Raw genomic sequence first — 26,301 nt, 5'->3', positions numbered from 1 at the left:
ATGCTCACCAGTGCGTTCTCGGTCTGTCCCCACCCTCCCAGCACTTTGCAATGCGGCAGTTTTTCGACCGCTTCCTGCAACAAGGGACGCGGAATGGGCGCACCGGCACTGATGAATATCCGGAGCGAGGAAATATCGTGCTCCTTCAGGTTCTTGGCCCTTAACAAATCATGGACAAAAGGTGTTGCGCCCATCGTAAACGTGATTCTTTCTTTTTCGATGAGTTCCACAAACTGTTCAGGATTCCAGATATCCTGATAAACCGCGCGGGCGCCTAGTTGCAACGGAAGTCGCGCTCCATACAAAAATCCTGTCTGATGGGCAAAGGTGGAAGCCATGTGAATCACATCATTTTCCGTCAAATGAAGCCGTTTCGCCAACGCCTCATTGGCATAGATGAGCGTGTTATGCGTATGCAACACACCTTTCGGCTCACCTGTTGTGCCAGACGTAAACACGATTTCTGTCACATCATTGGGATCTATGGAAATTTGCTCCAATTGATGGCCATACCTGTCCTCCCAATTGGTGGCCATCCATTTCTCGTAAGATATCGACGTCGGATCGGAGGGTTTTCCGATCATCACGATGTGTTTTAATGAAGGAAGTTGCCCCCTCAGCTTTAAAATCATCTCTTCATAGTCAAACCCTCTGAATTGCTTGGGCGCAATATAGACATGAGACTCGGCAAGCGCGATCATAAAAGAGATTTCCCGCTCACGGTAGATCGGAATCAGCGGGTTGCTGATCCCGCCGACCAGGGTTGTGGCCAAATGCACCACAACAAATTCATGCCAATTTGGGATCTGGAACGACACGACGGTCCCGGGCTTCACACCCAGCGCCAGCAGGCCGCCCGCACAGCGCCGGACCAATCGCGCCAATTCACGATAAGTCAGCCGGACACGGCAGTCAAAAATGGCTTCCTTGTCAGGCGTGTTTGCCACTCTTTCGTTGAAGTAGTCGAGAATCGTCTTGTTGTTCCAAAACCCTTTTGACTGCATGTCGTGGATTTTTGCCTCATCCAGAATCGTTTCAAATGTCATTACCATGCCTCCTCTGTCCAATGTATGATTCCTGCCATTTCATAAAGCAAAACACGTGCCAAAAACAAAATGCTGACAGCGCGCGTATTTACCGCATGCGGCTATCAGCATTGTTTGACAAAAATGCAAAAGCTTTTTGTTTGTGCAAAAAGATTTCCGCTGAATCCAATCTGAAAAATTACCCTTCCTCCAGTTGATACTTATTCAACTTCCGGTACAAACTGGCATAGTGGATATTCAACAACTCCGCTGCCCTCATGCGATCGCCCTTGCTCTCAGACAGCGCTTTCAGGATGAGTTGCCGTTCCAAATTTTCCAGTTCCTGTTTCAAGGACAATGGAAACCGATAGGTTTCTTTCATCGTTTCACCTTTTTTCCATGTTGGATAGATAACGTCTGCCCCTTCATCATCCATCAGCACCTTCACATGCTCCATCGTCAATCTTCCGTCAGTGTCATCGACAAGCAGGACAGCCGCTTCAACAAAATTTTTCAATTCCCGTACATTCCCATACCAGGGATAGGATTCCATCCACTGTTGAACCTCTGGTTCCAACCTGATCGTCGTCTTCCCATACGCTTTGCAATAGTGTTCCAAAAACCGGTGGGCCAAAAACAGGATGTCTTCCTTTCGCTCCCTCAGCGGGGGGATATAGAGCGGAAAGACGCGCAAACGATAATACAAATCGGCACGAAACTTTTTTTCTTGTACCAAAGGTTTCAGGGGGCGATTGGAAGCGGCGATGATCCGGACGTCCACCTGATTTAGAATTGTGCCGCCGATTCTCTCAATCTCTCTCTCCTGCAAAACTCTCAACAATTTGCCTTGCATGGGATAGGGCAGTTCAGAGATTTCATCCAATAACAGCGTTCCCCCATTGGCCAGCTCAAATTTTCCCGGTTTGCCTTTGGCATTGGCCCCACTGAATGCACCCGGTTCATATCCGAAAAATTCAGACTCAAACAGGTCTTCAGGAATGGCCGCACAGTTCACACTGACAAAAGGTTGGTCCCTTCGGATACTCAGCCGGTGAATCGCATGCGCAAACAATTCTTTTCCCGTCCCACTTTCCCCATGGATAAGCACAGTGGACGTACTTTTGGCGACCCGGGCAGCCAGCTCTTTCGTTTCTTCCATGATTTGGCTGATACTCCACACATCTTCAAAGCTATAGCGGCTTGCGTATCCTTTCGTCATCGCCATCACCTTTTTCCGTTTTGCACAAGCAGGACGACCTGACCACGAAGCACTTCCTGGTGATGTTGATTGCGGCAAATCACTTTTTCGGTAATCCATTGCCGTTCAATATCAACATCTATGATCTGAACACGAGCGGTGATCTTGTCTCCGACATGCACTGGGTGGCGAAAAATGAATTCCTTTTCCAACAAGAGGGCGCCAGGTCCCGGAAGGTGGCCGTTGATGAGAGCCGTCACCAGCCCTTCTGTCAACAATGCTTGGACCACAGGGCGCTTGAACTTGGTCTGAGCGACAAAATCGGGATCAAAATACATCGGGTTGTAATCGCCGGTCAACTCCGCACATTTTTCGACGTCTTCCCACGTAAATACACGTGACATTTCCGCCATCTGACCCAGGTAATATTTTTCCAACAGCGATGGCTCCATGCTCCCCCTCTTTTCTTCTGGCATTCAAATTCTAGTAATACAAATCATGACACAGATCATGGAATTCTGTCAAAAGAAAACCACCCCCTAACCAAAGGTGGTATCAGGGGGTGCCATTTATCACAATGTCCCAGCTATTTCTCTATTTTTTTAATCCTCCATCGTCGACAGATCCCCGGTCGGCAGGCCCAGTTCCCAGGCCTTCAACACCCGGCGCATGATCTTTCCGCTGCGCGTCTTGGGCAGGGATTCGCGAAATTCGATCTCCCTCGGCGCGGCGTGGGCAGCCAGCCCGTTGCGGACAAACAGGCGGATCTCTTCCTTCAGTTCTTCACTGGGCTGATACCCCTGGCGCAAAGCGACAAACGCCTTGATGATCTCGCCGCGAACCGGATCCGGCTTGCCAATCACAGCCGCTTCGGCCACCGCGGGATGTTCCACCAGCTTGCTCTCCACCTCAAAGGGGCCGACCCGTTCGCCGGAGGTCATGATCACATCGTCCACCCGGCCCTGGAACCAGACATAGCCGTCCTCGTCCATGGAGGCGGAGTCCCCGGAGACGTACCAGCCGGGAAAGCGGAAATATTCCTTGTACTTCTCCTCGTTTTTCCAGATCTTCCGCATCATCGACGGCCAGCCCGCCTTGACGCAGAGGTTCCCCATCTGCCCGCGGGGCACTTCGTTACCCTCATCATCCAGAATGGCCACCGTAATGCCGGGAAACGGTTTGCCCATGGAACCGGGCTTGATTGGCAAAGACGGGAAATTGGCGATGAGCTGCCCGCCCGTCTCCGTCATCCACCAGTTGTCATGAATCCGCAGTCCATAGGCTTTCAGCCCCCAGCGGACCACTTCCGCATTCAGCGGTTCGCCGACGCTGAGAATGTGGCGGAGCGAGCTGAGATCGTATTCCTTGATGACCTCCTCTCCCGCGCCCATCAGCATCCGGAACGAAGTGGGCGCGCTGTACCAGACCGTGACGCGGTATTTCTCGATGGTGGCATACCAGTCACGGGGATTGAAACGTCCGCCGCGGATCACGCTGGAGACGCCGTTGAGCCATGGACCAAACACCCCGTACGAAGTGCCGGTCACCCAACCGGGATCGGCGGTGCACCAGTAGATGTCATCTTCCTTCAAATCCAGCACCCACTTGGCGGTCTGATAGTGCTGGATCATCGCGTTATGCACGTGATAAACGCCCTTCGGTTTGCCGGTAGACCCCGAAGTATAATGCAGGATCATCCCGTCTTCCCGGTCCACCCATTCGATCTCCAATTCCCTCGAGGCTTCCGCCATTTCCCGCTCATAACTGTAAAAGCGGGTGCCTGCCTCTTCCGGCGGGAGTTCATCGGCCCCCACCAGGATGATGTGCTTCAGGTGAGGCAGTTCTTTATACGGCACCCTGGGCAACAGCGCCGGCGTCGTCACCAGCGCCACCGCCTCGCTGTTTTCCAGCCGGTCGCGTACCGCCTGCTCCATAAATGCTTCAAACAGCGGGCCGGCAATGGCACCCACCTTCAATATCCCGATCAGGCTGACATACAGCTCCGGCGTCCGCGGCATGAAGAGGAACACCCGATCCCCTTTTTTTACGCCCAGCTTCCGCAAGACGTTGCCGAATTGGTTTGAAAGCAGTTTCATTTCCAGAAACGTATATTTCTCATCCCGCTGTGCATCGCTGTAGTACAACGCCACCTTGTTTTTCCGCCAGGTCTCGGCATGGCGATCCACCGCCTCATAGGCCATGTTCACCTTTCCTGTCTTGTGCCAGGTAAATTCTTTTTCCACCTGTTCCCAGGAAAAGGTAGCATAAGCCTCGTCATAGTCCTTCATGTTCGGATTCTCTGCCGTAGGGGGGATCCATTCGCTCATCTTTCTTCCTCCTTGACGGGTTCTTCCATGTTGTTGAAGCGACAGACGATCAATGTTTATATTATCATGGTATTCTGTGGATTCGCAACCAAATTCAGATTTTTACATTTCTGCACCAATTCCGGTATTGGCTTTGACGTACAGCTCTTCATACTTGTCCTCATACGATTCGGGCCTGCTCAGCAGCGTAACGATCACCGACGTCAAAAAGCCCAGCGGCACGCTGATGATTCCCGGGTTGGCCAGGGGAAAGATGGCATTTTCCTTCATCACGCTCGGACCCAGCATCACCAGGGTGACCGCGGAAATCATCCCGACCAGCATGCCGGCAATCGCCCCGGTGGTATTGAACCGTTTCCAGTAAATCGAAAAGATAATCGCCGGCAGATTGGCACTGGCAGCCACGGCAAAGGCCAGCGCCACCAGATAGGCCACGTTTTGCCCTTTGGCCAGGATCCCGATCAGAATGGAAACCGCACCGACGACGAGCGCGGTATAGCGGGCCACCTGGAACTGTTGCTTTTCATCGGCCTGGCCCCGCTTGATCACGTTGGTATAGATGTCATGCGCGAAGGCACCGGAAGCGGCAAGCACCAATCCTGCCACCACAGCGACAATCGTGGCGAAGGAGACTGCCGCAATGGCCGCCATGAACATCTCCCCGCCGATGCTTCCCGCACCTCCGCCGAGATACTGCGCAAGCAACGGGGCAGCCATGTTTCCGCCTTTGTCTGCCGCCTTGATCGCGTCCGGACCCACCAGGACGGCGGCACCAAAGCCGACGAACGTAATCAACACGTAAAAGGCGCCGATGAGGATCATCGCCCAGATCACCGATTTACGCGCCTCCTGCGCCGACGGCACAGTGTAGAAGCGGATGAGGATATGAGGCAAGCCTGCCGTGCCGAGGATCAGGGCAATTCCCAAGGACACCAGGTCAATCGGATTCTTGTAGAGCAGCCCGGGCTGCAGGAATTCCACCCCGTTCTTCTCAGCCACCGCGCCGAACAGATTGGACGGGTTAAAACCGAAGATCACGGCCAAAAAGAGGATGATGATGATGGTGCCCGACATCAAAAGCACCGCTTTGACAATCTGTACCCAGCTGGTGGCCAGCATCCCGCCGAACACCACGTAGATGATCATCAAGACACCGATGAGCACCACAGCCCCCTCGTAGGGAATCCCGGTCAACAGCTGGATGATCGACCCGGCACCCACCATCTGGGCCACCATGTAGAAGGTGCTGACCACCAGCGTCACAATCGCCGCCATCGTCCGCACGGGCACCGGCTTGAGCCGGTAAGCCAGGACGTCGGCCAGCGTGTATTTGCCGGAGTTGCGCAAGGGCTCGGCAACGATATACAGCACCACAATATACCCCATCAGCCAGCCAACCGCATACATGAACCCATCATAACCGTTCAGGGCCACCAAACCCGCAATCCCCAGGAAGGAGGCTGCGCTCAGGTAGTCCCCGGCAATGGCCAGGCCATTTTGCCACCCGGTCAGCGAACGCCCGGCCGCGTAAAAATCGGTGGTGCTCTTGTTGCGCTTGGCGGCCCAGTACGTGATGTACATCGTCAGCGCAACAATCGCGGCAAAAAGTACGATCCCAAACACATGCGCGCCCATCTTCACGCCCCCTTCCGGCCGTATTTGTCCATCAGGATTTTGGCCTGTTCGTCAAACTGCCTGGCCTTGCCCACATACAGAAATGCCAGCCCCCAGGCGACGAGATAATAAAGCATGCCGTACAAATAGCCAAAGGTGACATGGCCCACGACAAAGGAATTCATCAGCGGCCTGGCATAACCGGCCAGGATTGGCAAGGTCAGATAATAGATCAAAAAGAGCAGCACAATCGGCCAGATAAAGAGCAGTTTGGAGCGCCTGAGTCGCTGAAATTCCGCCGAATTGGCAATCCGGTCATACCTCTCCACAAGCTGCACCCCCATTGGTAAATATTAACATTTGTAAATCTTCTGTCATATTAAGATCAGGGCAGTAAGCGCTTACTGTTTTCAGTATATCGCGAATATGGAGTGCAGTTGTGAAAAGAGGCTTTAATTGCTTTGTTCCGTGTCTGATTTGTTCATATTCGATGTCGAATGGTGCAAGCATTGGCGCCTGCGATCCTGGGTCACCACCCCAGCAGCGCGAATAACCGCTTTGCCGCCGCCCGGCTGACAGGGATTTTGCTCCTTTTTCCGTCCTTGAGAATCAGGTTCCAGGCCCCATTGAACCAGGGCGTAATCTCCTGGATGTAATCCAGATTGACCAGATAGCTTCGGTGCGTGCGAAAAAAGGGATACCCTCGCAGTTTTTCCTCCAACTCCTGCAGGGTCATCCGGCTTTGAATCGTCTCCTTTTCCGTATGAATTTCCAGGTACCGGTCCACGCGAACCGCGTAGCAAACGGATTCCGGCTGCAGGACCACCATTCTCTCCCCATCCTCGATCAACAGCTTGCTCAACCGCACTTCCTGCAACTGGGTTTGAGCGGCGGCCGCCGGCGCGTTGGACATCCTTTTGCGCACCCGTTCCATCGCCACCTTGAAGCGGGCCTCATCATACGGTTTCAACAAATAATCCACCGCCTCCAGTTCAAATGCCTCCACGGCGAAATCGTCATACGCGGTCGTGAAGACAAACAAGGGAACCTCATCGTCACGGGATTCGGTGACCAGCCGCCGGGCCACCTCCACACCGGAAGGTCCTGGCATCTGGATGTCCAGAAAGATCACATTGGGACGGTATTGATCATATAACGCCAGCAATTGTTCGCCGGTCTCCGCGCTGGGGCAAAGGGTGACATCCTCCTCCTGCTGCAAAAGGTATGCCAGCTCCTCCCGCGCCAACCGTTCGTCCTCCGCAATCATGGCCCGAATCTTCATCACATCCCCTCCCCGTTATTCATCTCCCGATGGGGGATCCGGAAAAACACCTCGCTTCCCCCCGACGGCAAGTTGCGGATATGGAGGCGGGAAGACTCACCCAGCAACCCAATCAGGCGCTGGTTGACGTTGTACAGGCCGATCCCTCCCCCCTTCGAGCTGGACAACGGCATCCTTCCGGCCTGTTCCAGCACCGTTTTCGGAAAACCGCAGCCATTGTCCCGCACGGTGATCTGAATCCATCGGGAGCCTCTGGCGATGACGATCTCCACCCTCCCGCCATCCGCCACATTGCGCAGCCCGTGGGTAATGCAGTTTTCCACCAATGGCTGGATGGAGGATGGCGGCAACAGGGCCTGTCCGACACCTTCTTCAATCCGGCAAGTGATCGTCAAGCGTTCGGCAAAGCGGGCCCGGATGATCTCCAGATAAGCGTTCAGATGCTCGCACTCCTGTTCCAGCCGAATCAGAGAAGCGGAGGCCAGGCGGAGGTTCAAGCGCATGTAGTGACCCAACTGGACCGTGATATGGCGCGCCATATCCGGATCCACCCGGATGAGCGTGGCGATCAGATGCAGCGTGTTGAAGAGGAAGTGGGGGTTGATCTGTGCCTGCAAATTCCGCAGTTCCGCATCCCGAATCAACAGCCGCATCTTCTCTGCCGCCACGGCGCTGAGCTGATTGGAGATCAACTTCCCCAACCCTTGCGCCAATGCCACCTCAACGGCACGTAATTGGTGGATTTTGCCGTAATACAGTTTGATCAGCCCAATCACTTCGCCAGACTGGAAAATCGGCACGATAATGGCCGCCTGCAACGGGCAGTTCGGATAACGGCAGCGAATCTCATCCCGGGAATGGGCGACAAAAATTCGCCCTCCCCGAATCGCCTCCTGGGCCAGGCGGGTCATCAGCGGATCACCTTGCCGGTGGTGATCGGCCCCCAAGCCGATATGCGCCAAAACCGCTTCCCGATCCGTGACCGAAACGGCACCCACGTTCAACTCCTTGTAGAGCAACTCGGCAATCCCCCGGGCACGCTCCACCGGCGACTCGTTCTCCAAATAAGGCAACGCCTTTTCGGCAATCGCCAGAGCCCGCCGCGTCTCCAGCGCCGCTTCCTGTTCTTTCTCATGCCATGCCAGACGGATCATGGCCGTAAACACGGCAATGGCGACGCTGTTGGAAATCACCAGCGGCGGTCCGATCAGATTGACCAATGACACCATCACCTCGGGTTCCTCCGTAAAAATGAGCAGCAGCCCCATCTTCAAAATGGGAGGAAAAATGCCGATAAACAACGCCTTGGACGGGGCGATAATCCGCTCCTCGGAAAAAAAGCGGGCCGTCAGCCCGGCCAGCAGGCCGGTCAGTGGATTCACGAGAAGATTGGCCAAACTTCCCATCCCCCCAAGGGAAAACAGGTAAACACCGGCCATCACCCCGGCACCCAACCCGACAAACGGGCCGCCCAACAGCCCCGCTATCACAATTGCGACCAACGACGAACCGACCAGCATCTGGGATTCTTCCAACGAAAACACCCAAAAATGGGGGATAAAGCTCTCCCCGTCCATCAACACCCCGGCCTGCGCCGCAGCTATCCCGAAAAGGCCGAAAATCATCGCGTGCAGCAAGGTCGTCTTGACATCAAGCTCCCGATCCAAAAGGGAACGAAATCCGGGAATACGCGTCAGCATAAAGGCCACAACCAGCAACAAACCAAGCCGTTCAAACAGGGTCAGCGTCAGGAGTTCCACGTCTGTCTCCTCCCCGCCTCATCCAGCGGATCGATGCCTGTCTGTGCCCGTACCAACAGACGGGCAAAACGGGCCTGATCGAGCGGCTTGCGTGACAAAAGCGTTCCCAGCACGGCACCCAAAAAACCGATTGGAATGGCGATAATTCCCGGATTATATAACGGAAAAATCGCTTCCCTGGCAATCCAGCCATGTTCCGGACTCATGATATGGGGACCCAAGATCACCAATACCAAGGAGGCCAAAAAACCGCTGGTCATTCCCACCATGGCCCCCACCTCATTGAAACGCTTCCAGTAAATGGTCAGCACAATCGTGGGGAGGTTGCTGGAAGCGGCCACGACAAAGGTGAGCGAGACGAGAAAAGCCACATTGAGGTTTTCCAAACCCAGCGAAAACAGCGTGGATATCAATCCGATCCCGGCCGCCGTCCACTTGGCCACCCGCAGCTGCTCCTTTTCCGTCGCCATGCCGCCGCGTAACACATGATTGTACACATCATGCGCCAGGGATGTCGTGGCAGAAATGACCAGCCCCGTGACGACAGCCACAATGGTCGCAAAGGCGATGGCCGCGATGAAGGCCATCAGAAAGTCACCGCCCAGCACTTCGGCCAGCAAGGGAGCGGCCAGGTTGCCCGTCGGGTCCGTGGCCATGAGCTGCCACCACCCGACCAGCGCCACCGTGCCCAGTCCCAAAATCAGGGTCATCACATAAAAGAGGCCGATGATCCAACTGGCGGTGATCACCGAACGCCGGACCGCCACCGCATCCTTCACCGTAAAAAAGCGGATCAGAATGTGCGGCAAACCGGCCGTCCCGCAAAGCAGCGTCAGGTTCAAGGAAAGCATCTCCAACGGCGAAGCAAAAAGGTTTCCCGGCAAAAAGAACTGCTCCCGCAGCGGCGTCCCTTCCACCACCTGCTGCAGCAAGGCCGACAACTGCCAGTCAAATCGGGACAGCAGCATCAGGGAGAGAAGAAACGTCCCCGACATCAACAGCACCGTCTTGACAATCTGTACCCACGAGGCAGCCACCATCCCTCCAAAAACCACATACACCGTCATCAGACTGCCGATCACCAGCACCGAAACCGAATAATCGATTCCCAGCAGCATCCGGATCAGCAGGCCGGAGGCCACCAGTTGCGGGATCATATAAAAAATGGAAATCATGAAGGTGCCCGCCGCCATCGCCAGACGCATCCGCCGTCCGGGAAACCGGAAACAAATGACGTCGCCCACCGAAAACTTTCCGAGATGGCGGACCGGTTCAGCGACGACAAACAAAACGACCAGATAAGAAACCAGAAAGCCGATGGAATACAAAAAGCCGTCAAATCCTTCCAGTGCGATGGCGCCGGTGATGCCCAGAAAAGAGGCCGCACTGATATAATCGCCGGCGATCGCCATGCCGTTTTGCAGCCCGGTCAGGCTGCCCTCGGCCGTGTAAAACAGATGCGTGGTCTGTTTTCGCTGCGCGGCCCAATGCGTGATGATTAAGGTGCTGCCCACGATGCAGAGAAACAGCAAAAAAGTGGTCAGATTCATCGTCGAATCCCCTGTCTGATTTCTTCAACCAGCCGATCAAACGATTTGGACTTGCGCCAGTAGAGCCAAGCAAAGAACCAGGTCATCACCAATTGCGCAAAAGCGAATAACCATCCCCAAGGCAAATCCCAAAACGGCGACGGCAGGCTCATCCAATGCGGAAACAGTCCGATCGAGACGGGCAGAATGAAATAAAAGGCCATAAAACAGGCGATGGCCCGCACAAGGAACCGGTACTTGCGGCGGATGAGCAGCCGAAAAAGCGCCATTTCAGCCATCATTTCGGCCTGTGTTTTGCCAGCCAAGGTCCATGACCCTCTTTCCGATTTTTCAGTATTTCTTTTTAAAAAAATGTACCATGATTCGGAAATCGTCGCAAAGGATATTTTGGCCGGCCAATGTGTAGCTATTCTGTGAATTCACGGTTCCGTTGTTTTTTCCCGCATACCGATCCAGTATAATGAGTACACCAGAAGTTACTCCGATAAGGAGAGGAGCTGCGGCAAATGAAAGTGAAAATGAAACACGTCAAGCAGTACCATTCGATGCCCTTTGTGACGCCGAATGGGGAAGAGCTGTTGATCGAAGGCCCGGTACCTCCTGAAACCGTCGCCCGTTACCCGCTGCATGAAGAATGTGACGCCTTTCGCATCCCGGAAAAACAGCACCAGGCGCTGATCGAGATTGCCGGTTTCGAGGAAGCGAGGATTATCCTGGCACACAACGAAACCGTGACGGTCGGCTACGTCACATTCCTTTATCCCGATCCGCTGGAAAGCTGGTCAGACGGACACATGGAAGACCTTCTCGAACTGGGAGCCATCGAAATCGCGCCAGCATACCGCAAAGGAGGACTGGCCAAGGCGCTTCTCAAGGTGGCTTTCATGGATCCCCATATGGAAAACTATATCGTCTTTACCACCGAATACTGCTGGCACTGGGACTTGAAACGCACCGGCCTGTCCGTCTGGGAATACCGCAAAGTGATGGAAAAAGTGATGAACAGTGCCGGTCTGGAATGGATGGCCACCGATGACCCGGAGATCTGCTCACACCCCGCCAATGCCTTGATGGTCCGGATCGGCAAACAGGTTCCGCAAAGTTCCATCGAAGCCTTTGATCGCCTCCGCCTCCGCCGCCGCTACATGTACTAATCTTTCCCCCCGTCTGTCGGACGTGCTATAATAACCTCAATCTAAAAAACTGACAGACAACCTTGTGGGAGAAGGACGCGATGGCAAAACACAACAGCGCCTTTGTCTACAGTGAGGCGTTTCAAACCTACAAATTCCACAACGATCACCCATTCAATCAAAAACGGCTCCAACTGACGCTCGATTTGATTCAAAAAATGAAGCTCATCCGGCCGGAACAGATCATCACCCCGCGAATGGCCACCGAGACAGAACTGGAACTGATTCTGGATGCACATTTCATCCAGGCCGTCAGGCAGCTTGATCCCACCGAAGATGACACCCCCACGCACCCCATTGACGCAGAAGCATATGGACTTGGCACCGAAGACAATCCCATCTTCCCAGGCATGTACAAAGCCAGCCTGCTCAGCGTCGGCGGGACGCTGGTCGCCACCGAACTGGTCATGGAAGGGCATGTCCGGCACGCGCTAAACCTGGGAGGAGGACTGCATCACGGTTTGCGAAACAAGGCAGCCGGCTTTTGCATCTTCAACGATGCGGCCGTAGCCATCGCCCATATCCGCAAAAAGTACCAGGCACGGGTCCTTTACATTGACACCGATGCCCATCACGGTGATGGTGTGCAATGGCTTTTTTACGATGATCCCAATGTCATGACCATCTCCATTCACGAAACCGGACGCTACCTCTTTCCAGGAACGGGCGACGTGGATGAACGGGGGGCGGGAGCGGGCCTTGGCTACAGCATCAACCTGCCTTTGGACGCTTTTACCGAGGACGATTCTTATATCGACATGATTCATCAGCTGCTGCCCACGGCCGCCCGCAGCTTTCGCCCTGACGTGATCATCAGCCAGAACGGATGTGATGCCCACCGCTTCGATCCCCTCACCCACCTGGCCACTTCCATGCGCGTCTTTCAGGCCATCCCCCGGCTGGTTCATCAATTGGCGCACGAGCTGTGCGACGGCCGGTGGATCGCCTTGGGAGGCGGCGGTTATGACATCTGGCGTGTCGTTCCCCGTGCCTGGGCGCTGCTGTGGGCGGAAATGAACGACATTCACTTGGAAGATCAGCAGCTGCCGCAGCAATGGCTGAATCAATGGCAGGCGGAAAGTCCGGTAACCCTTCCGCCCAGGCTTTTTGACCCGCCGATGAAACCGATTCCACGCCGCCAGGAAATTGAAGCGAAAAACCGGCGCACCCTGGAACGACTGTTGTGGTACGTTCCAAAAGCGTAAAAAAAGGCACAGGGCGGATTCGTCATCTCCGCCATGTGCCATTATTCATCGCCGATGGGACGCGTGCGTGTGGAATCCCTTTCGATCCACTGGTGCAGCAATACGACCCGCTGTTCCTCGACCGGTTCATGATTCATGAACTTGGTCAACAGGCGCATCGCCACCGCACCCAGATCGTACATTGGCTGTCCGATGGTGGTCAGCTTCGGCCGCACCATGGACGCCAGTGGGATGTTATCATAACCGATGACCTCAATATCCTCCGGCACCCGCAGGCCATGCTCCTGAATGGCATGAATGGCGCCGACTGCCATTTCGTCACTGACGCAAAAAACCGCCGTCGGTGGTTCGGGGATCGCCAGCAGCTCCTGCATCGCCGCAAAGCCGGAATCATACCGGTAATCCCCGATCCGGACCAACTGTTCATCAAAGGGGAGATCCGCCGTCTCCAGCGCTTCCCGGTATCCCTCAAATTTGGCCCGGCCCCGCTGCGGATCCTCCAACGGCCCGCCAATCAGCGCGATTCGCCGGTGCCCTCCCTCGATCAAGTGGTGCGTGGCCTCCGAAGCGGCAAGGCGATGGTTGATGTTGACCGCGGGAAACCGGCGCTTCTCATCCCGCGTGGCACAGAGCACGATGGGTACATGCGCGGAATCAAATACCTCCTCGTGCTCCGGCGTGATCTCCCTGCCCATAAACAGCAGGCCGTCCACCTGCTTTTCGAGAAAGGTATTGATCAAATCCAGCTCTTTCGGTTTTTGTTGATCGGAGTTCCCCAAAATGATGTTATAATGGTACATTTTGGCAATATCTTCCACGCCTCGTGTCACTTCGGCATAAAAGGGGTTGGAGATGTCCGGAATCACCACCCCGACGGTGGTCGTCTTCTTGCTGGCCAGTCCCCGGGCCACGGCGTTGGGACGGTAGCCCAAACGTTCAATCGTCTCCATCACCTTTTTCCGCGTGGACGGTTTGACATTCGGGTTTCCGTTCACCACGCGGGAGACGGTAGCCATCGAAACCCCCGCTTCCCTGGCCACATCATAGATGGTCACGCTCATCCGACGCCTTCACCTCCTTGTTTCAAAACCTACGACTCGACAAAAGACAACTTGTCAATCAGGCCAGCTTCCCGCAACCCCTTCATCAAACCGGAAAACTGCTCCAGGTTCAGCTGCTGGTTGGCATCAGAAAGAGCCACCGCGGGATTGGGATGCACTTCCACCATAATTCCGTCTGCGCCCGCTGCCAGGGCGGCCTTGGCAATCGGCAGGACAATGTCCCTCCGGCCAGTGGAATGGCTGATATCCACCAGAACCGGCAGATGGGTCTCTTGCTTGAGAATCGGCACAGCCGAGATATCCAGCGTGTTCCGCGTTGCCTTCTCATACGTGCGGATGCCGCGTTCAATCAGCATCACCTGATCATTTCCCTGGGAGAGAATGTACTCGGCTGCATACATGAACTCCTCCATGGTTGCCGCCAAGCCCCGTTTCAACAAAACCGGCTTGCGCACTTTGCCGGCCTCTTTCAGGAGGGCAAAATTCTGCATGTTGCGCGCGCCGATCTGGATGACATCCACGTATTCCAAGGCCTGTTCCAAATCACCCGGCGTGACGATCTCGCTGACGACGGCCAGACCGAATTCATCGGCCACGCGCCGCAAAATGCGCAGCCCTTCCACGCCCAGTCCCTGGAAATCATACGGAGAGGTGCGAGGCTTAAAGGCTCCGCCCCGTAACAGCTTCACCCCTTCCTGCACCAGGACCTTGGCCACCGCCCGAACCTGTTCCTCGGTTTCGACGGAACATGGACCGGCCACCATCACCGGCTGATGGGGCTCACCCAGCACCACATCCCCAACCTTGACATGAGTGTTGCCCGATTTCCGCTTGCGGCTGACCAGCAACGCTTCCTTGCTGTCCTCTTTTTGCAACTTGAGGCTGGCCTTGAAAATCTCCTTGAACAAATGCTGTATCGTGGCATCATCAAATGGGCCCTCGTTCATCTCGATCAGCCGGGCCAGCATTTCCGACTCGCGAACCGGATCGTAACGGCGCACACCCTGCTTTTCCTTAAGTTGCCCAATTTGCTCCACGACAGCCGCCCGTTCATTCAACCATTTCAACAACTGGATATTGATTTCATCCAGGCGTTTCCGTAATTCTTCCAAACTGTTTCCATCCAGGCTGCTTCGTTCCAAACCTCTCCACTCCCTTAAATCGATCTTTTATTTTGTCTATTATAACGGATTTGCCTGCTGTCGTCACCCGGCACACGTTTCTGGCAGACAAATCATCTCATGGGAAATGCGGACAGATCATCACGTGGGGAAACACATGGGGAAATAAGAATTTCTGGGATGCAGCCTGCAAGGGTATAATGAAGGGGATAAAGGTAAAGTGAGAAAGCATCAATGAATGAGGTGATTGGCCATGGCAAACACGGTAATTGTGATGAAAGGGGATCAGACCGGGCAGGAGTTGCTGGAAGAGGCCCTGCGGATTCTGGCCCCAAATGTGATCGGGTTCGAGGTTTTGTTGGAAACGTATGACCTGAGCCTGGAACATCGCCGGCAAACACGAAACAAGGTGGTTTATGAGGCAGCCCAGGCGATGAAGCAGGCCGGCTACGGGATCAAGGCAGCCACCATCACGCCGGAAGAAAAAAATGACGTTGGCAGTCCCAACGCCATTCTCCGCGAAGAAATCGACGGCAAGGTCATCGTGCGAACCGGCCGCCGGATACCCGGGATTGTGCCCATCGCGGGCCTTCATGCCCCTATCTCCGTTGTCCGCATGGCCGTCGGCGATGCATACGGCGCCAAGGAATGGCGGGAAGGCGAAGGCCTGGAAGAGGTGGCCTACCGGACAGAAATGATTGACCGTGCCACCTGCCGGGCTGTCGCCGAATATGCCTTTCAGCAGGCCAAGCGGATGCGGGGCAAGGTGTTTGGCGGGCCGAAATACACCGTCAGCCCTGTCTATGAAGGCATGCTGAAGGAGGAAATGGACGCGGCCTCAAAGCGCCACCCGGAAGTGGAATACGAACCGCAACTGATTGATGCCACCTATGCGCTGCTCGTCTCTTCCGGCGGGGAACCGCTGGTCATTCCGGCGTTGAACCGGGACGGCGATTGCCTCAGCGATCTGGTGCTCCAGCTGTTCGGCAGCATCGCCGGCGCCGAATCGCTCCTCCTCAGCCTGGATGAACACCTCAGGACACGCGTGGTCATGGCGGAAGCCCCGCATGGCACAGCCCCCTCCCTTTACGGTAAAAACATCGCCAACCCGATGGCCATGATCCTGGCTTGCGCAGCACTCCTGAACCACTTCCCGGACAACAAGGGGCCGATCGCCGCCCGCGCTATTTATGAAGGAACCATCGAAGTGGTGCGGGAAGGCACCCGCACACCGGATCTGGGGGGAACAGCCACCACTTCCGAATTTGTCGATGCCGTGATCAAGAAAGTACAGACCAAACTGGACGCCTGGGATGCCATTCATTACGAACTGTAGCCGATGCCAGCTTCAGCCATCGATCAGCTTCGCGCCAGTACTTCTTCGCGCCAGGGCTTCACGCTATGTATCAGGTAGAAACCAGCTGCGCCCAGGCGCGGAGCTTCTCCTCAATCTCTCCCATCCAGCGAGCATCTCCCAATGAACGGGCCAAAAGCAACAGATCCAGCAGTTCATCCACCTTAATCCGGCGCATCGCTTCCGTCCAATGCTCCTTCCCGTTCCCGGTCGCCTCATCGGCCGCCTCGACCAATACCTGTGTAAAAGAGGAAACCTCTTGAAAAGCCACAAGTTGGGATTTCGGATGATCCCCCAACTTTTTCAGCAACGCTTTCAGTTCCGGTTTCACCTCTTCCACCACCTGCGTCCGTCCGCAAGCACGGCAAGAGGTGACCGGCACATTTTTTATTTCAACTTGGCCCTGATAAACCAAGGTGCGAAGCTGAATTTCCATCGTTTCCCCACATTGACAGCGAATTCCCATCGCGAATCCAAACCATCCTTTCATTTCCATCCAATATCTCATGAATCCTTGGATTCTGATTGATCTGATTCGCGATGGATGATGGAAATCCTGCTTGTGACGGATAGTACTTATTGGCACGAATGCTTGAAGATGACACTCGGGAACGGCACGCAGGGCTAGGCAAAAACTTCCGTCCTGCGCGGCCGGCGACGGGCCACGCCGGTACGAATGGCCGCCTCGATGACCGCCTCCCGAACCCGTTCCACCACCTGTTGATGGAAAACGCTGGGAATGATGTAGGACTCATTCAACTCCTCATCCGAAACGACAGAGGCGATCGCTTGTGCAGCCGCCAGCTTCATCTCTTCGTTAATCTGGCTTGCCCGACAATCCAGTGCCCCGCGGAAAATCCCCGGAAAACAGAGGACATTGTTAATCTGGTTGGGAAAATCGGAACGGCCGGTCGCCATCACCCGTACATAGGGCGCCGCCTCAATCGGATCAATCTCTGGAATCGGGTTGGCCATCGCAAAGACAATCGGATCGCGGGCCATCTTCTTCACATCATCCACTGTCAGCGTATTGGGCTGGGACACGCCGATGAACACGTCCGCACCGACAATGGCATCCGACAGTGCCCCCTTGACGTTTTCCAGATTGGTGTTTTCAGCGAACCAGCGGTGGTTGTATTGGGTATACTGCCCGTTTCGTTCGATCACGCCGGCCCGCGCAATGCCGATGATGTTCTTTACCCCGGCGCTGAGCAACATTTTGCCGATCGCCACGCCGGCAGCACCTGCGCCGGAGATCACCACCTTGATGTCTTCAATGCGCTTGTTCACGATTTTCAGGGCGTTCAACAAGCCAGCCAGCGTGACCACTGCTGTTCCGTGCTGATCGTCATGGAACACCGGTATGTCCAGTTCCTCTTTCAGCCGCTCCTCAATTTCAAAACAACGGGGTGAAGAAATGTCCTCCAGGTTGATGCCGCCAAAGGCGGGAGCAATCAACTTCACCGTCCGGACAATTTCATCCACATCTTTCGTATCCAGGCAGATGGGCACCGCGTCGACGCCGGCAAATTGCTTGAACAGTACCGCCTTGCCTTCCATCACCGGCATCGCCGCCTTCGGTCCGATATCCCCCAGGCCGAGCACCGCCGTCCCGTCACTGACCACAGCCACGGTGTTGCGTTTCATGGTAAAGGTAAAGGCCAGGTTTTCGTCCTCATGAATCGCCATGCTGACCCGCGCCACACCCGGTGTGTAGACACGCGACAGATCATCCCGGTTTTTGATGGGAAATTTCGGCTGGGTCTCCAGCTTGCCGCCCAGGTGCATCATGAAAACCGAATCGGAAACATGGACCAGCTTCACTCCCAGGATCTGTTTGACCACTTCCACGATCTGATCCGCTTGCTGCTGATCCGCAACATTGATCGTCAAATCGCGCACCGTATACTCCGGCGTCGACTCGATCATGTCGATGCCTACCACATCCCCGCCCGCTTCGCTGATCGCGGAAACGACAGAACCAAAAGAGCTGGGAGGGGAGATCTCCAGGCGAAGGATCACATTTGGATTGGCTTTTGTTGGCAACGTCATCGATGGCATACCTCCTTTTTAGGCCTCGATTCAATGGCAATCGATTTTGCCGCTCCTTCGGCTTCCATATTCGGGAACTACAAAGATACTAATCCTGGTTCACTTTCCAGAAGGATACCATACAACGCAATAAAAACATAGAGCCGATTTGCGACGATCCCATTGTTTTATAACAGAATGAATAGATGTCTGATATTATAACACAGGACAAAACGATAGAAAATCCCAAAAGGAAAAAAATTTTTCGGTCAATCCTGCAGCACATCCAATCGTTTTCCCTGCCGCCTTCCATAACCGATCCACACGAGCAAAATCAGGAATACGCCCAGTAAGCCTGCCAATCCAGTCAACCCATTCAACAGGTCATTTCCTCCCTGAAGATGCAGCAGGGAGACGCCACCCAGCCCATTGATCGTGCCGTGATAAATGGCCGGCGCCAGAACCGATCCGGATTGGCTGCGGATGTACGTCAATATCACTGAATGCAGCACGCAGAAGAGGAGCATCATGCCGACGCCAGCCAGCCGGTGCACCGGATAATTATGTCCCAGCAGCAAGATGAGCGGCGCATGCCAGAGGCCCCAAATCAGCCCGATCAACAAAGACGATTGCCAAAAACCAAGCGGACGGAAAACCTGGTATAAATACCCTCGCCAGCCTGCTTCCTCGCCAAACGCAAACACCGCATTGACGCTGATCCCCGCCACCATTCCCGAGACCAAAGCCAGCCAGAAAACGGGAAAACGGCTTGCCTGTTCCATGATGTTCGCCATTTCCTCATCCGATAAGTTCTGTCCCATTCTTTCAACCTGGATCCCCTCCTTGGCCGGGGCAAAATCCACTCCAGGAAAAAACAGGTTGATCCCCAATGTGAGCAGGACGAGCAGCGGCGGCAGCAGCCATGCCATGGTGAAAAACCGGTTCCAGCGAAAACGGATGCCCAACATCTCTTTCACGGAGCGCCGATCGACAAACCGCGCCAAAACAACGGACACAGCCAACGGCACGAGCATATACAGCGACAACGCCAGCATCCATATTGGGACGGGCCAATGCCGGCCGAGCAAATAGGCCAATCCGAACAACCCCCAGTTGATGATGAACGTCAAAAGAACAAAACGAATCGCTTTCCTCCGGTTTTCCTGCGTCATCACCCAATCACGCCTCTCCGAATCATTTTTATCAAGCCATCTATCCATCAGCCAATCAGAAGGCTCACCATCAGAATGCCAAGCGGCAACCCAAGGATCAGCAAGAGAAAAAGCCAGGCGGCCGGCCGGGCAAAGTTGAGCGTAAAGCCGATGCCAAAGCGTTTCTCCAAAAATAGCGCCGGGTCATCCGGATTGAAGTAAAACTGTCCCAGTTTCCAGTACCGGTCGTCATCCCTGTTCATCAGCCTTTCTCCATCCTGGGCCTTTACGCGCACGCGGCTTCCGCCCTGACCCGTCCGGAATGACAGCGCCAGCGTCCAAACCAGCACCACCGCCGCAAAGAGGGAGCTAATGATTGCCGTGACAAACCCAGGTACAGCCACAATGAACGTCAACTGCGCATAAAAGAACAACAGCGTGATCAAGAGCGTATTCCAGATGAGAAAAGCTGACCACCGGCGGCGAAAAATCACGTTTCTGCTGCGCGATGTTTCAGGGTCATCCGGATCCAATTGCTGCTTGGCCAGGCCAATGGTCCAGTTGACGAATCCCATCAGGCAGATGATCCCCAATTGGAACAGCGGAAAAAGGGACATGGTGCCCCATGATTTGTCCGCCCAGTTGGTCACCTGCCCGGAAAAGTTGTATTGCATGGGCACTTTCTCCGGGATGCGATCCCAAAAGATGACGGTCATGCCCACTGTAAGCAACATCACGAAAATGGACGGCAGGAGCCAGAAGTTCGAATATCGAAGCGGCTGCTCCCGGAAGCGCGTATCAACCACCACCTTTTCCACATAACCGGTTTGCCACTGGCGTTCCGCTTTGAGCCACTTCATCCGGAAGTGATAATGCAAATAAAGGCCAAAATGAAGGGCCAGCACAAGCAGCGGCAAAGCGGTCAACATGGCCCCTTGAAGCCCCTCGCCCACCGGCACGCGCCGCGCCAACCATGTCATCAGCAGGAGGCCGGCGACCAAAAGCACAGCGCTTCCGCCCGCAAAACGCCGGACAAACTGCTTGCGCATCTGGACCAATTCTTCGTCGGCGTATACCTCTTTTGGAATCGACACGCCGAAACTTTCCGTTCGACGGGTTAAATAGGGTATACTGGCCAGCAATACCACAACCGGCACCATCGTCAACGTCTCGATCAGCATGGCAATGAAAAGTTCCTGATTCATCTCATTCTCCTCCTTGCCCCCGGAATTGCGCATACAACGCACGGCATACCTCTAGAAACCGCTCCTCATCCAGCCTCCGGCAAATGCTCTCGGCCACCAGCGGTTTCAGCATCGCCTCAAGCCGTTGGAGATAGGCCTCATCGGCACCGGGAAAACCTTCCGTGTTCACCACCGCTCCCCGTTTCCGATGTGTCTGGATGAACCCTTCCTGTTTCAGCAACTGATAAGCCTTGTTGACCGTGTGCATGTTGATTCCCAAATCGGCCGCCAGCATCCTTACGGATGGCAGTTCATCGCCCGGTTTCAGTTCTCCCTTGGCAATCCCTTCGAGTATGCCGTTCACCAATTGGGTGTAGATCGGAACATCCGATTGCAAATCCAGCTCGATGAACATGGCATTGGCGCACCTCCTTTATTCCATCTGTTATATATATTATATAACAGATAAAAAAGAAAAATCCACCTCAAATCAAGCGGATGGCCGCCGGAGATGGATTTGCACAAAAATGGGTTCACATGATCGGAAGGAAAGGTAAAGATCAGGTAAAGCATTCAGTACACAGTAGCGACGCCAAACATGAAAAAAGACGGCATTCGTGTTACAATGCCAATTAAAATGCCATCCATCGTCATCTTCGTCCCGGCCTCATAGAAAGATCAGGAAAGGATCAGGAAAGGATGCTGGCCTTGACTCGCACACGATTATACATCCTGCTCATCGGCGTGATGGTGATCTGGGGACTCAACGTCATCGCCGTCAAGTTCATCGTTGACCAGTTTGCGCCCGTCACGATCACCTCGCTCCGGATCTTTACCGCTTCCCTGTCGCTGATGCCGCTCCTTGTTTTAAGGCGGCTCTGGCGGAAGCTGACCCGGCGCGAGATGACGTATCTTTTCACCATTTCCCTGACAGGCATTCTGGGCCATCACTTTTTTCTCTCGGTCGGACTGGCAAATACCACCTCCGCCAACGGCGGGCTCATTCTCGGCACGATCCCGATCGCCACGTCCATCTTGGCCGCGGTCATGTTGGGAGAACGGCTGTCCCCGTTCCGGATCGGCGGACTGTTGTCCGGATTTGCAGGCGTCGTTCTGATCGTGCTGGCCCAGCAGACGGGCTCCTGGCACCTGTCGATGGGCGACCTGTTTGTCTTTTTCGCCGTTGTGGCCCAGGCAATCAGTTTCGTTTTGGTGAAAAAGGCCACCGCTACGCTGGAAGCCGCCTATGTGACGGGCATGTCCCAGCTCATCGGTTCCTTTCTCCTTTTTTTGCTGGCCCTGCAACTGGAACCGCACGGCATGGCCAGTCTGACCCAGGGAACGCTCCTGGCTTGGTCGGTCTTTCTGGCATCCGGCGTACTGGCCACAGGGCTGGGACATCTCCTGTACAACACGGCCATTCACCAGGTGGGCACGGCCGAAGCGGCCATCTTCCTGAATCTGACGCCTTTGTTTTCCCTGCTGGGAGCGGTATGGTTCCTCGGCGAGCCGCTCCATCCGGAACATCTGGTCAGTTTTCTCTTCATCGCCGCCGGGGTGTTCCTGGGCACCGGCATGGTCGATGAATCCATGCATCGCAGGCGGATGAAACGGCAAGCCGAGAAACGTCTGGCACAGGAATGTCAGTCGCTGGAACAGTGAAACGACTCTCCCGGAAATCCTGCCCCTCACATTTCCCCGGCCACGGTCTGATTCACGCTGCTTGCCGGCTTACGTCCGAGAAACAGATGATACAGCACCGGAACAATCACCAGCGTCAGCAGTGTCGAGGTGGTCAATCCGCCCACCACCACCGCTGCCAGCGAACGGGACAACAGGCCACCTGAGGTGCTGAACAACAGGGGCGTCAGCGCCCCAATCGTGGCGATGGCTGTCATCAAGATGGGACGCAACCGGGTCATGCCGGCTTCTTCCAGCGCTTCCTCTACGGGCATCCCCTGCAGCCGGTTTTTCTTCACCCGGTCGAGGAGGACAATCGCGTTGGTCACGACGATGCCGTTTAACATCAGCAAGCCAACCATGGCCGGCATGCCGATCGGCTCCTGCAGGAAGAAAAGCCCGGCCAGGGCGCCAATCACTGAAAAGGGAATGGCAAAGAGGATCACAAACGGCACGAGGGCCTCGCCGAAGGCTACCGCCATCACCACGTAGACCAGGAGAATGCTGAGCATCAGGGCAATCCCCATGTTTTTGAACCCGTCACTCATCGCTTTCGAGGCTCCCTCAAAATACCAGCTGACCCCATCCGGCAGCTTCAGGCCTTCCAGCCGTTCCTTCGCCTCCTCCAAAACCTTTCCGGTGTTGGAATCGGTGATTAGCCCCTGAATCATGGCATACTCCCGCTGGTTGAGGCGCATCACGCTGCGCACCGAACGGATCTCCTTCAGCTGCCCAATCTGATCCAGCTGGACGGCCTCGCCGAGAATGTTGGGAATCTCCTGGCTGCCCAGCTGCTCGATGGTAGACACGGGTTTGCGTTGAAGCCCCAACATCACATCGGTATCCTGCCCATCCAGCGAAAGCTGGGTGACCGCCTCTCCCTGAATGAGCGTCCGCAGGTTCATCCCCACCATGCCCGGATTCAGCCCGTGCCGTGCCAATGCATCCTCATCCAGCACCAGCTCTACTTCCGGAATCTCCGCTTTCAGGGAAGTGTCCAAATCGGCCAACCCGGGAACCGCCTTCAATGCATGCAGCATCTGATCGCTAGCCTGGCGGATCGTTTCAATATCCGGACCGTTGACAACCAGGACAAACTCATTGGCCTGTCCTCCGACAAGCCCGCCGATCTCGGTCACCGTCACGCTCTGCGCCTCTTTCAGGCCGCTGAATTCCTGGCGCAACGACCCGATCAGGGAAGAAACCTCGGCTTCCGGCACGTCCTCAGCCACCTTAAAGGCAATGGCTGCGTAGTCGTTTTTTCCGGATACGGTGGCGGCCACCCACTGAATCCCTTCCTTGCTCAAGAGCGTCTCTTCCACCTTGCGGGTGACTTGATCCAGTTTCTTGATCGTCGTTCCTGTCGGCATACGGACCTCCACCGCGTAATCCAACACCTTCTCCTGCGGCAGGAAGTTAAAGCCCAGCCTCGGGACCATCAAGCCGACACTGGCCATCAGCAGCAGGAAGGCCAGGCTCAGTGTAGCCAGACGATGGTGAAGCGACCAGCGCAAGACCCGCCGGTAGATTCGCTGCAAGGCGTTGACGCGCGGCTCCTCCGGTTTCAGGTTAAGCAGGAACAGCCGGGAGAACAGCGGGACGACTGTCACTGCCACCAGCAGGGAGAAAAGCAGTGAAATCACCACGGTCCAGGCCAGCGGCGCAAAAAATTTGCCGACAATGCCCGAGACAAACCCCATCGGCAGAAACACCGCCACGGTGGTGATGGTGGACGAGGTAATGGCATTGGCCACCTCCTGGGTGGACTGCGCGACCAACTCCGCATCCCGTTCCCTGGACAGGCGGACCCGGCGGAAAATGTTTTCGATGACGACAATCGAATCATCCACGACCCGCCCCACCGCCACGGCAATCCCGGACAGCGTCAGGAGGTTGAGCGTATAGCCCAGGTACCTGAGCACGATCAGAGAAGTCAGGACAGACAGCGGAATCGAAATCACCGCGATCAGCGTAGAACGCAGATTCCGCAAGAAAAGAAGCGTCACCGCAACAGCCATCAAAGCCCCCAGCAATGCCTCCCGGAGCATGCCATGGACGGAGGCTTCAATTTGGGTGGACTGATCCCGCAGCACTTCCACCTGGTAGCCTTCCGGCAACGGATGATTGCTCAGCACCTTCTCCACCTGTTCCACGATGGACACCACATTGGTTCCCGTCTCCGGAATCACTTCCAGAATGACGGCCGGTTTCCCGTTAACGCGGCTCAGCGTCGTGGCCTCATCCGTTTCATAGGTGATTTCGGCGATGTCTCCCAGCTTCAGCGTTTCGATTTTCGCTTCGGCAGAAATGGAGGCGTTTGACTTGTTTCCGGACGGGCTTGCCGGGGATTGCGGATGGCTCTGGGACAGGGATGCGCCCGCCTGCGATACCTTCTGGCCGAGCTGCTGGAATTGCCGCTGGAGCTGCTGCAACGTTTGTTCCTGCTGTCGGATCTTTTGCTGAAGGGCTTGAATCTCCTCCTCCGGCACCGCTTCCGGTTCCGTCTGCCGCTGTGCCAACAGCTGCTGCAACCGCGATTGATCCTGCATCTGCTGGCCGGCCAGTTGTTGAATTGCCGCCAATAGATGGATTTGCTGCTGTTGCCATCCCTGCACCTGGCCAAGCTGGCCCATTCCCTTGCCAAGCTCCTGCAGGTGTCCGCCCATGCTGTTCATGCCATCACCGATGGAATGAAACGCCTTATCCAGTCCCGACAGGTCCTGCTTGACCACCGGCAGTTCAATCTGCTTCAATTCCTCAATCGATTCCAGCTTCTGGTTGACCCGGATGGGAAACCGCCGGTCAGCAAAAGCGATCTCTCCGGTCGGGACCGAAAGGTTGTTGGCGATAATCGCCTGTTTGACCTGATCCATCGTCAGGTGATGTTTCTTCAGGGCGTCCGGGATCAGGCGGACGTACACTTTTTTCTCTTCGGCGCCCGTCAGCTTGATCTCAGAAACCCCTTCAATCGCCTCCAGCGAGGGGAGCAGCCGCTCCTCAACATGTTGCTGCACCTTGGCCAGTTCCTCTTTCTCCGCATAGACGCCGATGCTGTAGACAGCCGGATTTCCCGAAGGAGACTGGCGGTAAAACTGAGGCTGCTTGACCTCCTCCGGCAACTTGACCCGCTGCAAGGCATCGCGCACTTCCCGCTCCGCCTCATCTAACTTTACATCCATTTCCATCTCCAATGTCGCATAATAGACGTTGGGATTCCCCTCGGAGTAAATGTTCTTGACACCCTTGATGTTCCGCAGCTGCGCCTCCAATGGCTTGCCGATATCGTTCATCGCCTGTTCCGCGGAAGCGCCGGGATAGGGAATGACGACAGTCAGATAAGGAATATCCACATTTGGAAATTGTTCAATGTTCATTTGCTGTACAGACAACAGTCCACCGCCGATGATCATGGCGATGATCAGCAAAACGACAACCGCATTTTGCATACTGAAACGAATCAGCCTGCTCATATCTCCCGTCCTTTTCTAAGAATTTGTAAACATGGCAACCTTTTTCATCCGCGGTTATTATACTTGAGTCGGGACAATTTTTCACCTGGACCCGG

21 protein-coding genes and 1 pseudogene are annotated in these 26,301 nt (G+C 55.2%); 4 read left to right on the top strand and 18 right to left on the bottom strand.

Going from position 1 to position 26,301, the window contains the following annotated elements; all coding sequences use genetic code 11:
* The 10 genes and pseudogenes from BAA01_14525 to BAA01_14480 form a co-directional block, all read right to left on the bottom strand.
* Nucleotides 1–1,046: pseudogene (locus tag BAA01_14525) on the bottom strand (cyclohexanecarboxylate-CoA ligase).
* A gap of 178 nt (nucleotides 1,047–1,224) precedes the next feature.
* Nucleotides 1,225–2,250, bottom strand: coding sequence for a hypothetical protein (locus BAA01_14520; protein OUM88832.1), 1,026 nt, complete (start codon nucleotides 2,248–2,250; stop codon nucleotides 1,225–1,227).
* A complete protein-coding gene (locus tag BAA01_14515; protein OUM88831.1) occupies nucleotides 2,250–2,675 on the bottom strand; it encodes a hypothetical protein in 426 nt (141 codons plus the stop codon). Before BAA01_14515 ends, BAA01_14520 begins: the two co-directional genes overlap by 1 nt.
* Nucleotides 2,676–2,825: 150 nt before the next feature.
* A complete protein-coding gene (locus BAA01_14510) occupies nucleotides 2,826–4,550 on the bottom strand; it encodes an acetate--CoA ligase (protein OUM88830.1) in 1,725 nt (574 codons plus the stop codon).
* 102 nt (nucleotides 4,551–4,652) lie between these two features.
* Nucleotides 4,653–6,185: a cation acetate symporter gene (locus BAA01_14505; GenBank protein ID OUM88829.1), complete on the bottom strand. Its 1,533-nt coding sequence runs from the start codon at nucleotides 6,183–6,185 to the stop codon at nucleotides 4,653–4,655.
* Between the two features lie 2 nt (nucleotides 6,186–6,187).
* A complete protein-coding gene (locus BAA01_14500) occupies nucleotides 6,188–6,508 on the bottom strand; it encodes a hypothetical protein (protein ID OUM88828.1) in 321 nt (106 codons plus the stop codon).
* A gap of 185 nt (nucleotides 6,509–6,693) precedes the next feature.
* On the bottom strand, nucleotides 6,694–7,446 hold the full coding sequence (locus BAA01_14495) for a DNA-binding response regulator (protein OUM88827.1): 753 nt from the start codon (nucleotides 7,444–7,446) through the stop codon (nucleotides 6,694–6,696).
* Entirely contained in the window at nucleotides 7,446–9,206 is a 1,761-nt protein-coding gene (locus BAA01_14490; protein OUM88826.1) for a histidine kinase, read from the bottom strand. The genes BAA01_14495 and BAA01_14490 overlap by 1 nt, the downstream gene beginning before the upstream one ends.
* A complete protein-coding gene (locus tag BAA01_14485) occupies nucleotides 9,194–10,756 on the bottom strand; it encodes a cation acetate symporter (GenBank protein OUM88825.1) in 1,563 nt (520 codons plus the stop codon). Before BAA01_14485 ends, BAA01_14490 begins: the two co-directional genes overlap by 13 nt.
* Entirely contained in the window at nucleotides 10,753–11,037 is a 285-nt protein-coding gene (locus tag BAA01_14480; GenBank protein ID OUM88850.1) for a hypothetical protein, read from the bottom strand. The genes BAA01_14485 and BAA01_14480 overlap by 4 nt, the downstream gene beginning before the upstream one ends.
* A gap of 237 nt (nucleotides 11,038–11,274) precedes the next feature.
* Here BAA01_14480 and BAA01_14475 point away from each other — a divergent pair, with 237 nt between their 5' ends.
* Together BAA01_14475 and BAA01_14470 are read left to right on the top strand one after the other, a co-directional pair.
* The gene (locus BAA01_14475; protein OUM88849.1) at nucleotides 11,275–11,910 is read left to right on the top strand and encodes an acetoin dehydrogenase; all 636 of its coding nucleotides are present in this window, start codon (nucleotides 11,275–11,277) and stop codon (nucleotides 11,908–11,910) included.
* An 80-nt stretch (nucleotides 11,911–11,990) separates the two neighbouring features.
* Nucleotides 11,991–13,154, top strand: a complete 1,164-nt coding sequence (locus BAA01_14470; protein ID OUM88824.1) for a histone deacetylase — start codon at nucleotides 11,991–11,993, stop codon at nucleotides 13,152–13,154.
* A 41-nt stretch (nucleotides 13,155–13,195) separates the two neighbouring features.
* Here BAA01_14470 and BAA01_14465 read toward each other — a convergent pair whose 3' ends face one another.
* Together BAA01_14465 and BAA01_14460 are read right to left on the bottom strand one after the other, a co-directional pair.
* Nucleotides 13,196–14,215, bottom strand: coding sequence for a catabolite control protein A (locus tag BAA01_14465; protein ID OUM88823.1), 1,020 nt, complete (start codon nucleotides 14,213–14,215; stop codon nucleotides 13,196–13,198).
* 29 nt (nucleotides 14,216–14,244) lie between these two features.
* On the bottom strand, nucleotides 14,245–15,342 hold the full coding sequence (locus BAA01_14460; protein OUM88848.1) for a chorismate mutase: 1,098 nt from the start codon (nucleotides 15,340–15,342) through the stop codon (nucleotides 14,245–14,247).
* A 247-nt stretch (nucleotides 15,343–15,589) separates the two neighbouring features.
* Here BAA01_14460 and BAA01_14455 point away from each other — a divergent pair, with 247 nt between their 5' ends.
* Complete coding sequence (locus BAA01_14455) at nucleotides 15,590–16,672, top strand: isocitrate dehydrogenase (protein ID OUM88822.1); 1,083 nt, start codon at nucleotides 15,590–15,592, stop codon at nucleotides 16,670–16,672.
* 70 nt (nucleotides 16,673–16,742) lie between these two features.
* Here BAA01_14455 and BAA01_14450 read toward each other — a convergent pair whose 3' ends face one another.
* From BAA01_14450 to BAA01_14430, 5 genes are all read right to left on the bottom strand, one after another.
* The gene (locus BAA01_14450) at nucleotides 16,743–17,156 is read right to left on the bottom strand and encodes a hypothetical protein (protein ID OUM88847.1); all 414 of its coding nucleotides are present in this window, start codon (nucleotides 17,154–17,156) and stop codon (nucleotides 16,743–16,745) included.
* A gap of 158 nt (nucleotides 17,157–17,314) precedes the next feature.
* Nucleotides 17,315–18,742, bottom strand: coding sequence for a malate dehydrogenase (locus tag BAA01_14445; GenBank protein ID OUM88821.1), 1,428 nt, complete (start codon nucleotides 18,740–18,742; stop codon nucleotides 17,315–17,317).
* Nucleotides 18,743–18,990: 248 nt separating this feature from the next.
* Nucleotides 18,991–19,755: a hypothetical protein gene (locus tag BAA01_14440; protein ID OUM88846.1), complete on the bottom strand. Its 765-nt coding sequence runs from the start codon at nucleotides 19,753–19,755 to the stop codon at nucleotides 18,991–18,993.
* Nucleotides 19,756–19,940: 185 nt separating this feature from the next.
* Nucleotides 19,941–21,047, bottom strand: a complete 1,107-nt coding sequence (locus tag BAA01_14435; GenBank protein OUM88845.1) for a hypothetical protein — start codon at nucleotides 21,045–21,047, stop codon at nucleotides 19,941–19,943.
* A 31-nt stretch (nucleotides 21,048–21,078) separates the two neighbouring features.
* The gene (locus BAA01_14430; protein OUM88820.1) at nucleotides 21,079–21,471 is read right to left on the bottom strand and encodes a GntR family transcriptional regulator; all 393 of its coding nucleotides are present in this window, start codon (nucleotides 21,469–21,471) and stop codon (nucleotides 21,079–21,081) included.
* Between the two features lie 293 nt (nucleotides 21,472–21,764).
* On the opposite strand from BAA01_14430, the gene BAA01_14425 reads away from it, so the two are divergent.
* Entirely contained in the window at nucleotides 21,765–22,718 is a 954-nt protein-coding gene (locus BAA01_14425) for a hypothetical protein (GenBank protein ID OUM88844.1), read from the top strand.
* Nucleotides 22,719–22,744: 26 nt separating this feature from the next.
* Here BAA01_14425 and BAA01_14420 read toward each other — a convergent pair whose 3' ends face one another.
* Nucleotides 22,745–26,206: a hypothetical protein gene (locus tag BAA01_14420; GenBank protein ID OUM88819.1), complete on the bottom strand. Its 3,462-nt coding sequence runs from the start codon at nucleotides 26,204–26,206 to the stop codon at nucleotides 22,745–22,747.
* Nucleotides 26,207–26,301 lie beyond the last annotated feature (95 nt).

Origin of the sequence: Bacillus thermozeamaize, from assembly GCA_002159075.1 — a bacterium.
GTDB classification, from domain to species: domain Bacteria; phylum Bacillota; class Bacilli; order ZCTH02-B2; family ZCTH02-B2; genus Bacillus_BB; species Bacillus_BB thermozeamaize.
Note: the sequence above shows the minus strand (reverse complement) of the source record. Positions and strands in the feature narration are given on the sequence as shown.

Bases quoted from the DNA above. Each gene is read 5' to 3' on its own strand.
- BAA01_14475 (OUM88849.1), top strand. From the start codon at position 11,275: ATGAAACACGTCAAGCAGTACCATTCGATGCCCTTTGTGACGCCGAAT.
- BAA01_14495 (OUM88827.1), bottom strand. From the start codon at position 7,446: ATGAAGATTCGGGCCATGATTGCGGAGGACGAACGGTTGGCGCGGGAG.
- BAA01_14470 (OUM88824.1), top strand. From the start codon at position 11,991: ATGGCAAAACACAACAGCGCCTTTGTCTACAGTGAGGCGTTTCAAACC.
- BAA01_14500 (OUM88828.1), bottom strand. From the start codon at position 6,508: ATGGGGGTGCAGCTTGTGGAGAGGTATGACCGGATTGCCAATTCGGCG.
- BAA01_14510 (OUM88830.1), bottom strand. From the start codon at position 4,550: ATGAGCGAATGGATCCCCCCTACGGCAGAGAATCCGAACATGAAGGAC.
- BAA01_14455 (OUM88822.1), top strand. From the start codon at position 15,590: ATGGCAAACACGGTAATTGTGATGAAAGGGGATCAGACCGGGCAGGAG.
- BAA01_14520 (OUM88832.1), bottom strand. From the start codon at position 2,250: ATGGCGATGACGAAAGGATACGCAAGCCGCTATAGCTTTGAAGATGTG.
- BAA01_14420 (OUM88819.1), bottom strand. From the start codon at position 26,206: ATGAGCAGGCTGATTCGTTTCAGTATGCAAAATGCGGTTGTCGTTTTG.
- BAA01_14505 (OUM88829.1), bottom strand. From the start codon at position 6,185: ATGGGCGCGCATGTGTTTGGGATCGTACTTTTTGCCGCGATTGTTGCG.
- BAA01_14465 (OUM88823.1), bottom strand. From the start codon at position 14,215: ATGAGCGTGACCATCTATGATGTGGCCAGGGAAGCGGGGGTTTCGATG.
- BAA01_14445 (OUM88821.1), bottom strand. From the start codon at position 18,742: ATGACGTTGCCAACAAAAGCCAATCCAAATGTGATCCTTCGCCTGGAG.
- BAA01_14450 (OUM88847.1), bottom strand. From the start codon at position 17,156: ATGGGAATTCGCTGTCAATGTGGGGAAACGATGGAAATTCAGCTTCGC.
- BAA01_14430 (OUM88820.1), bottom strand. From the start codon at position 21,471: ATGTTCATCGAGCTGGATTTGCAATCGGATGTTCCGATCTACACCCAA.
- BAA01_14515 (OUM88831.1), bottom strand. From the start codon at position 2,675: ATGGAGCCATCGCTGTTGGAAAAATATTACCTGGGTCAGATGGCGGAA.
- BAA01_14485 (OUM88825.1), bottom strand. From the start codon at position 10,756: ATGAATCTGACCACTTTTTTGCTGTTTCTCTGCATCGTGGGCAGCACC.
- BAA01_14480 (OUM88850.1), bottom strand. From the start codon at position 11,037: ATGATGGCTGAAATGGCGCTTTTTCGGCTGCTCATCCGCCGCAAGTAC.
- BAA01_14440 (OUM88846.1), bottom strand. From the start codon at position 19,755: ATGCTCGTGCCGTTGGCTGTGTCCGTTGTTTTGGCGCGGTTTGTCGAT.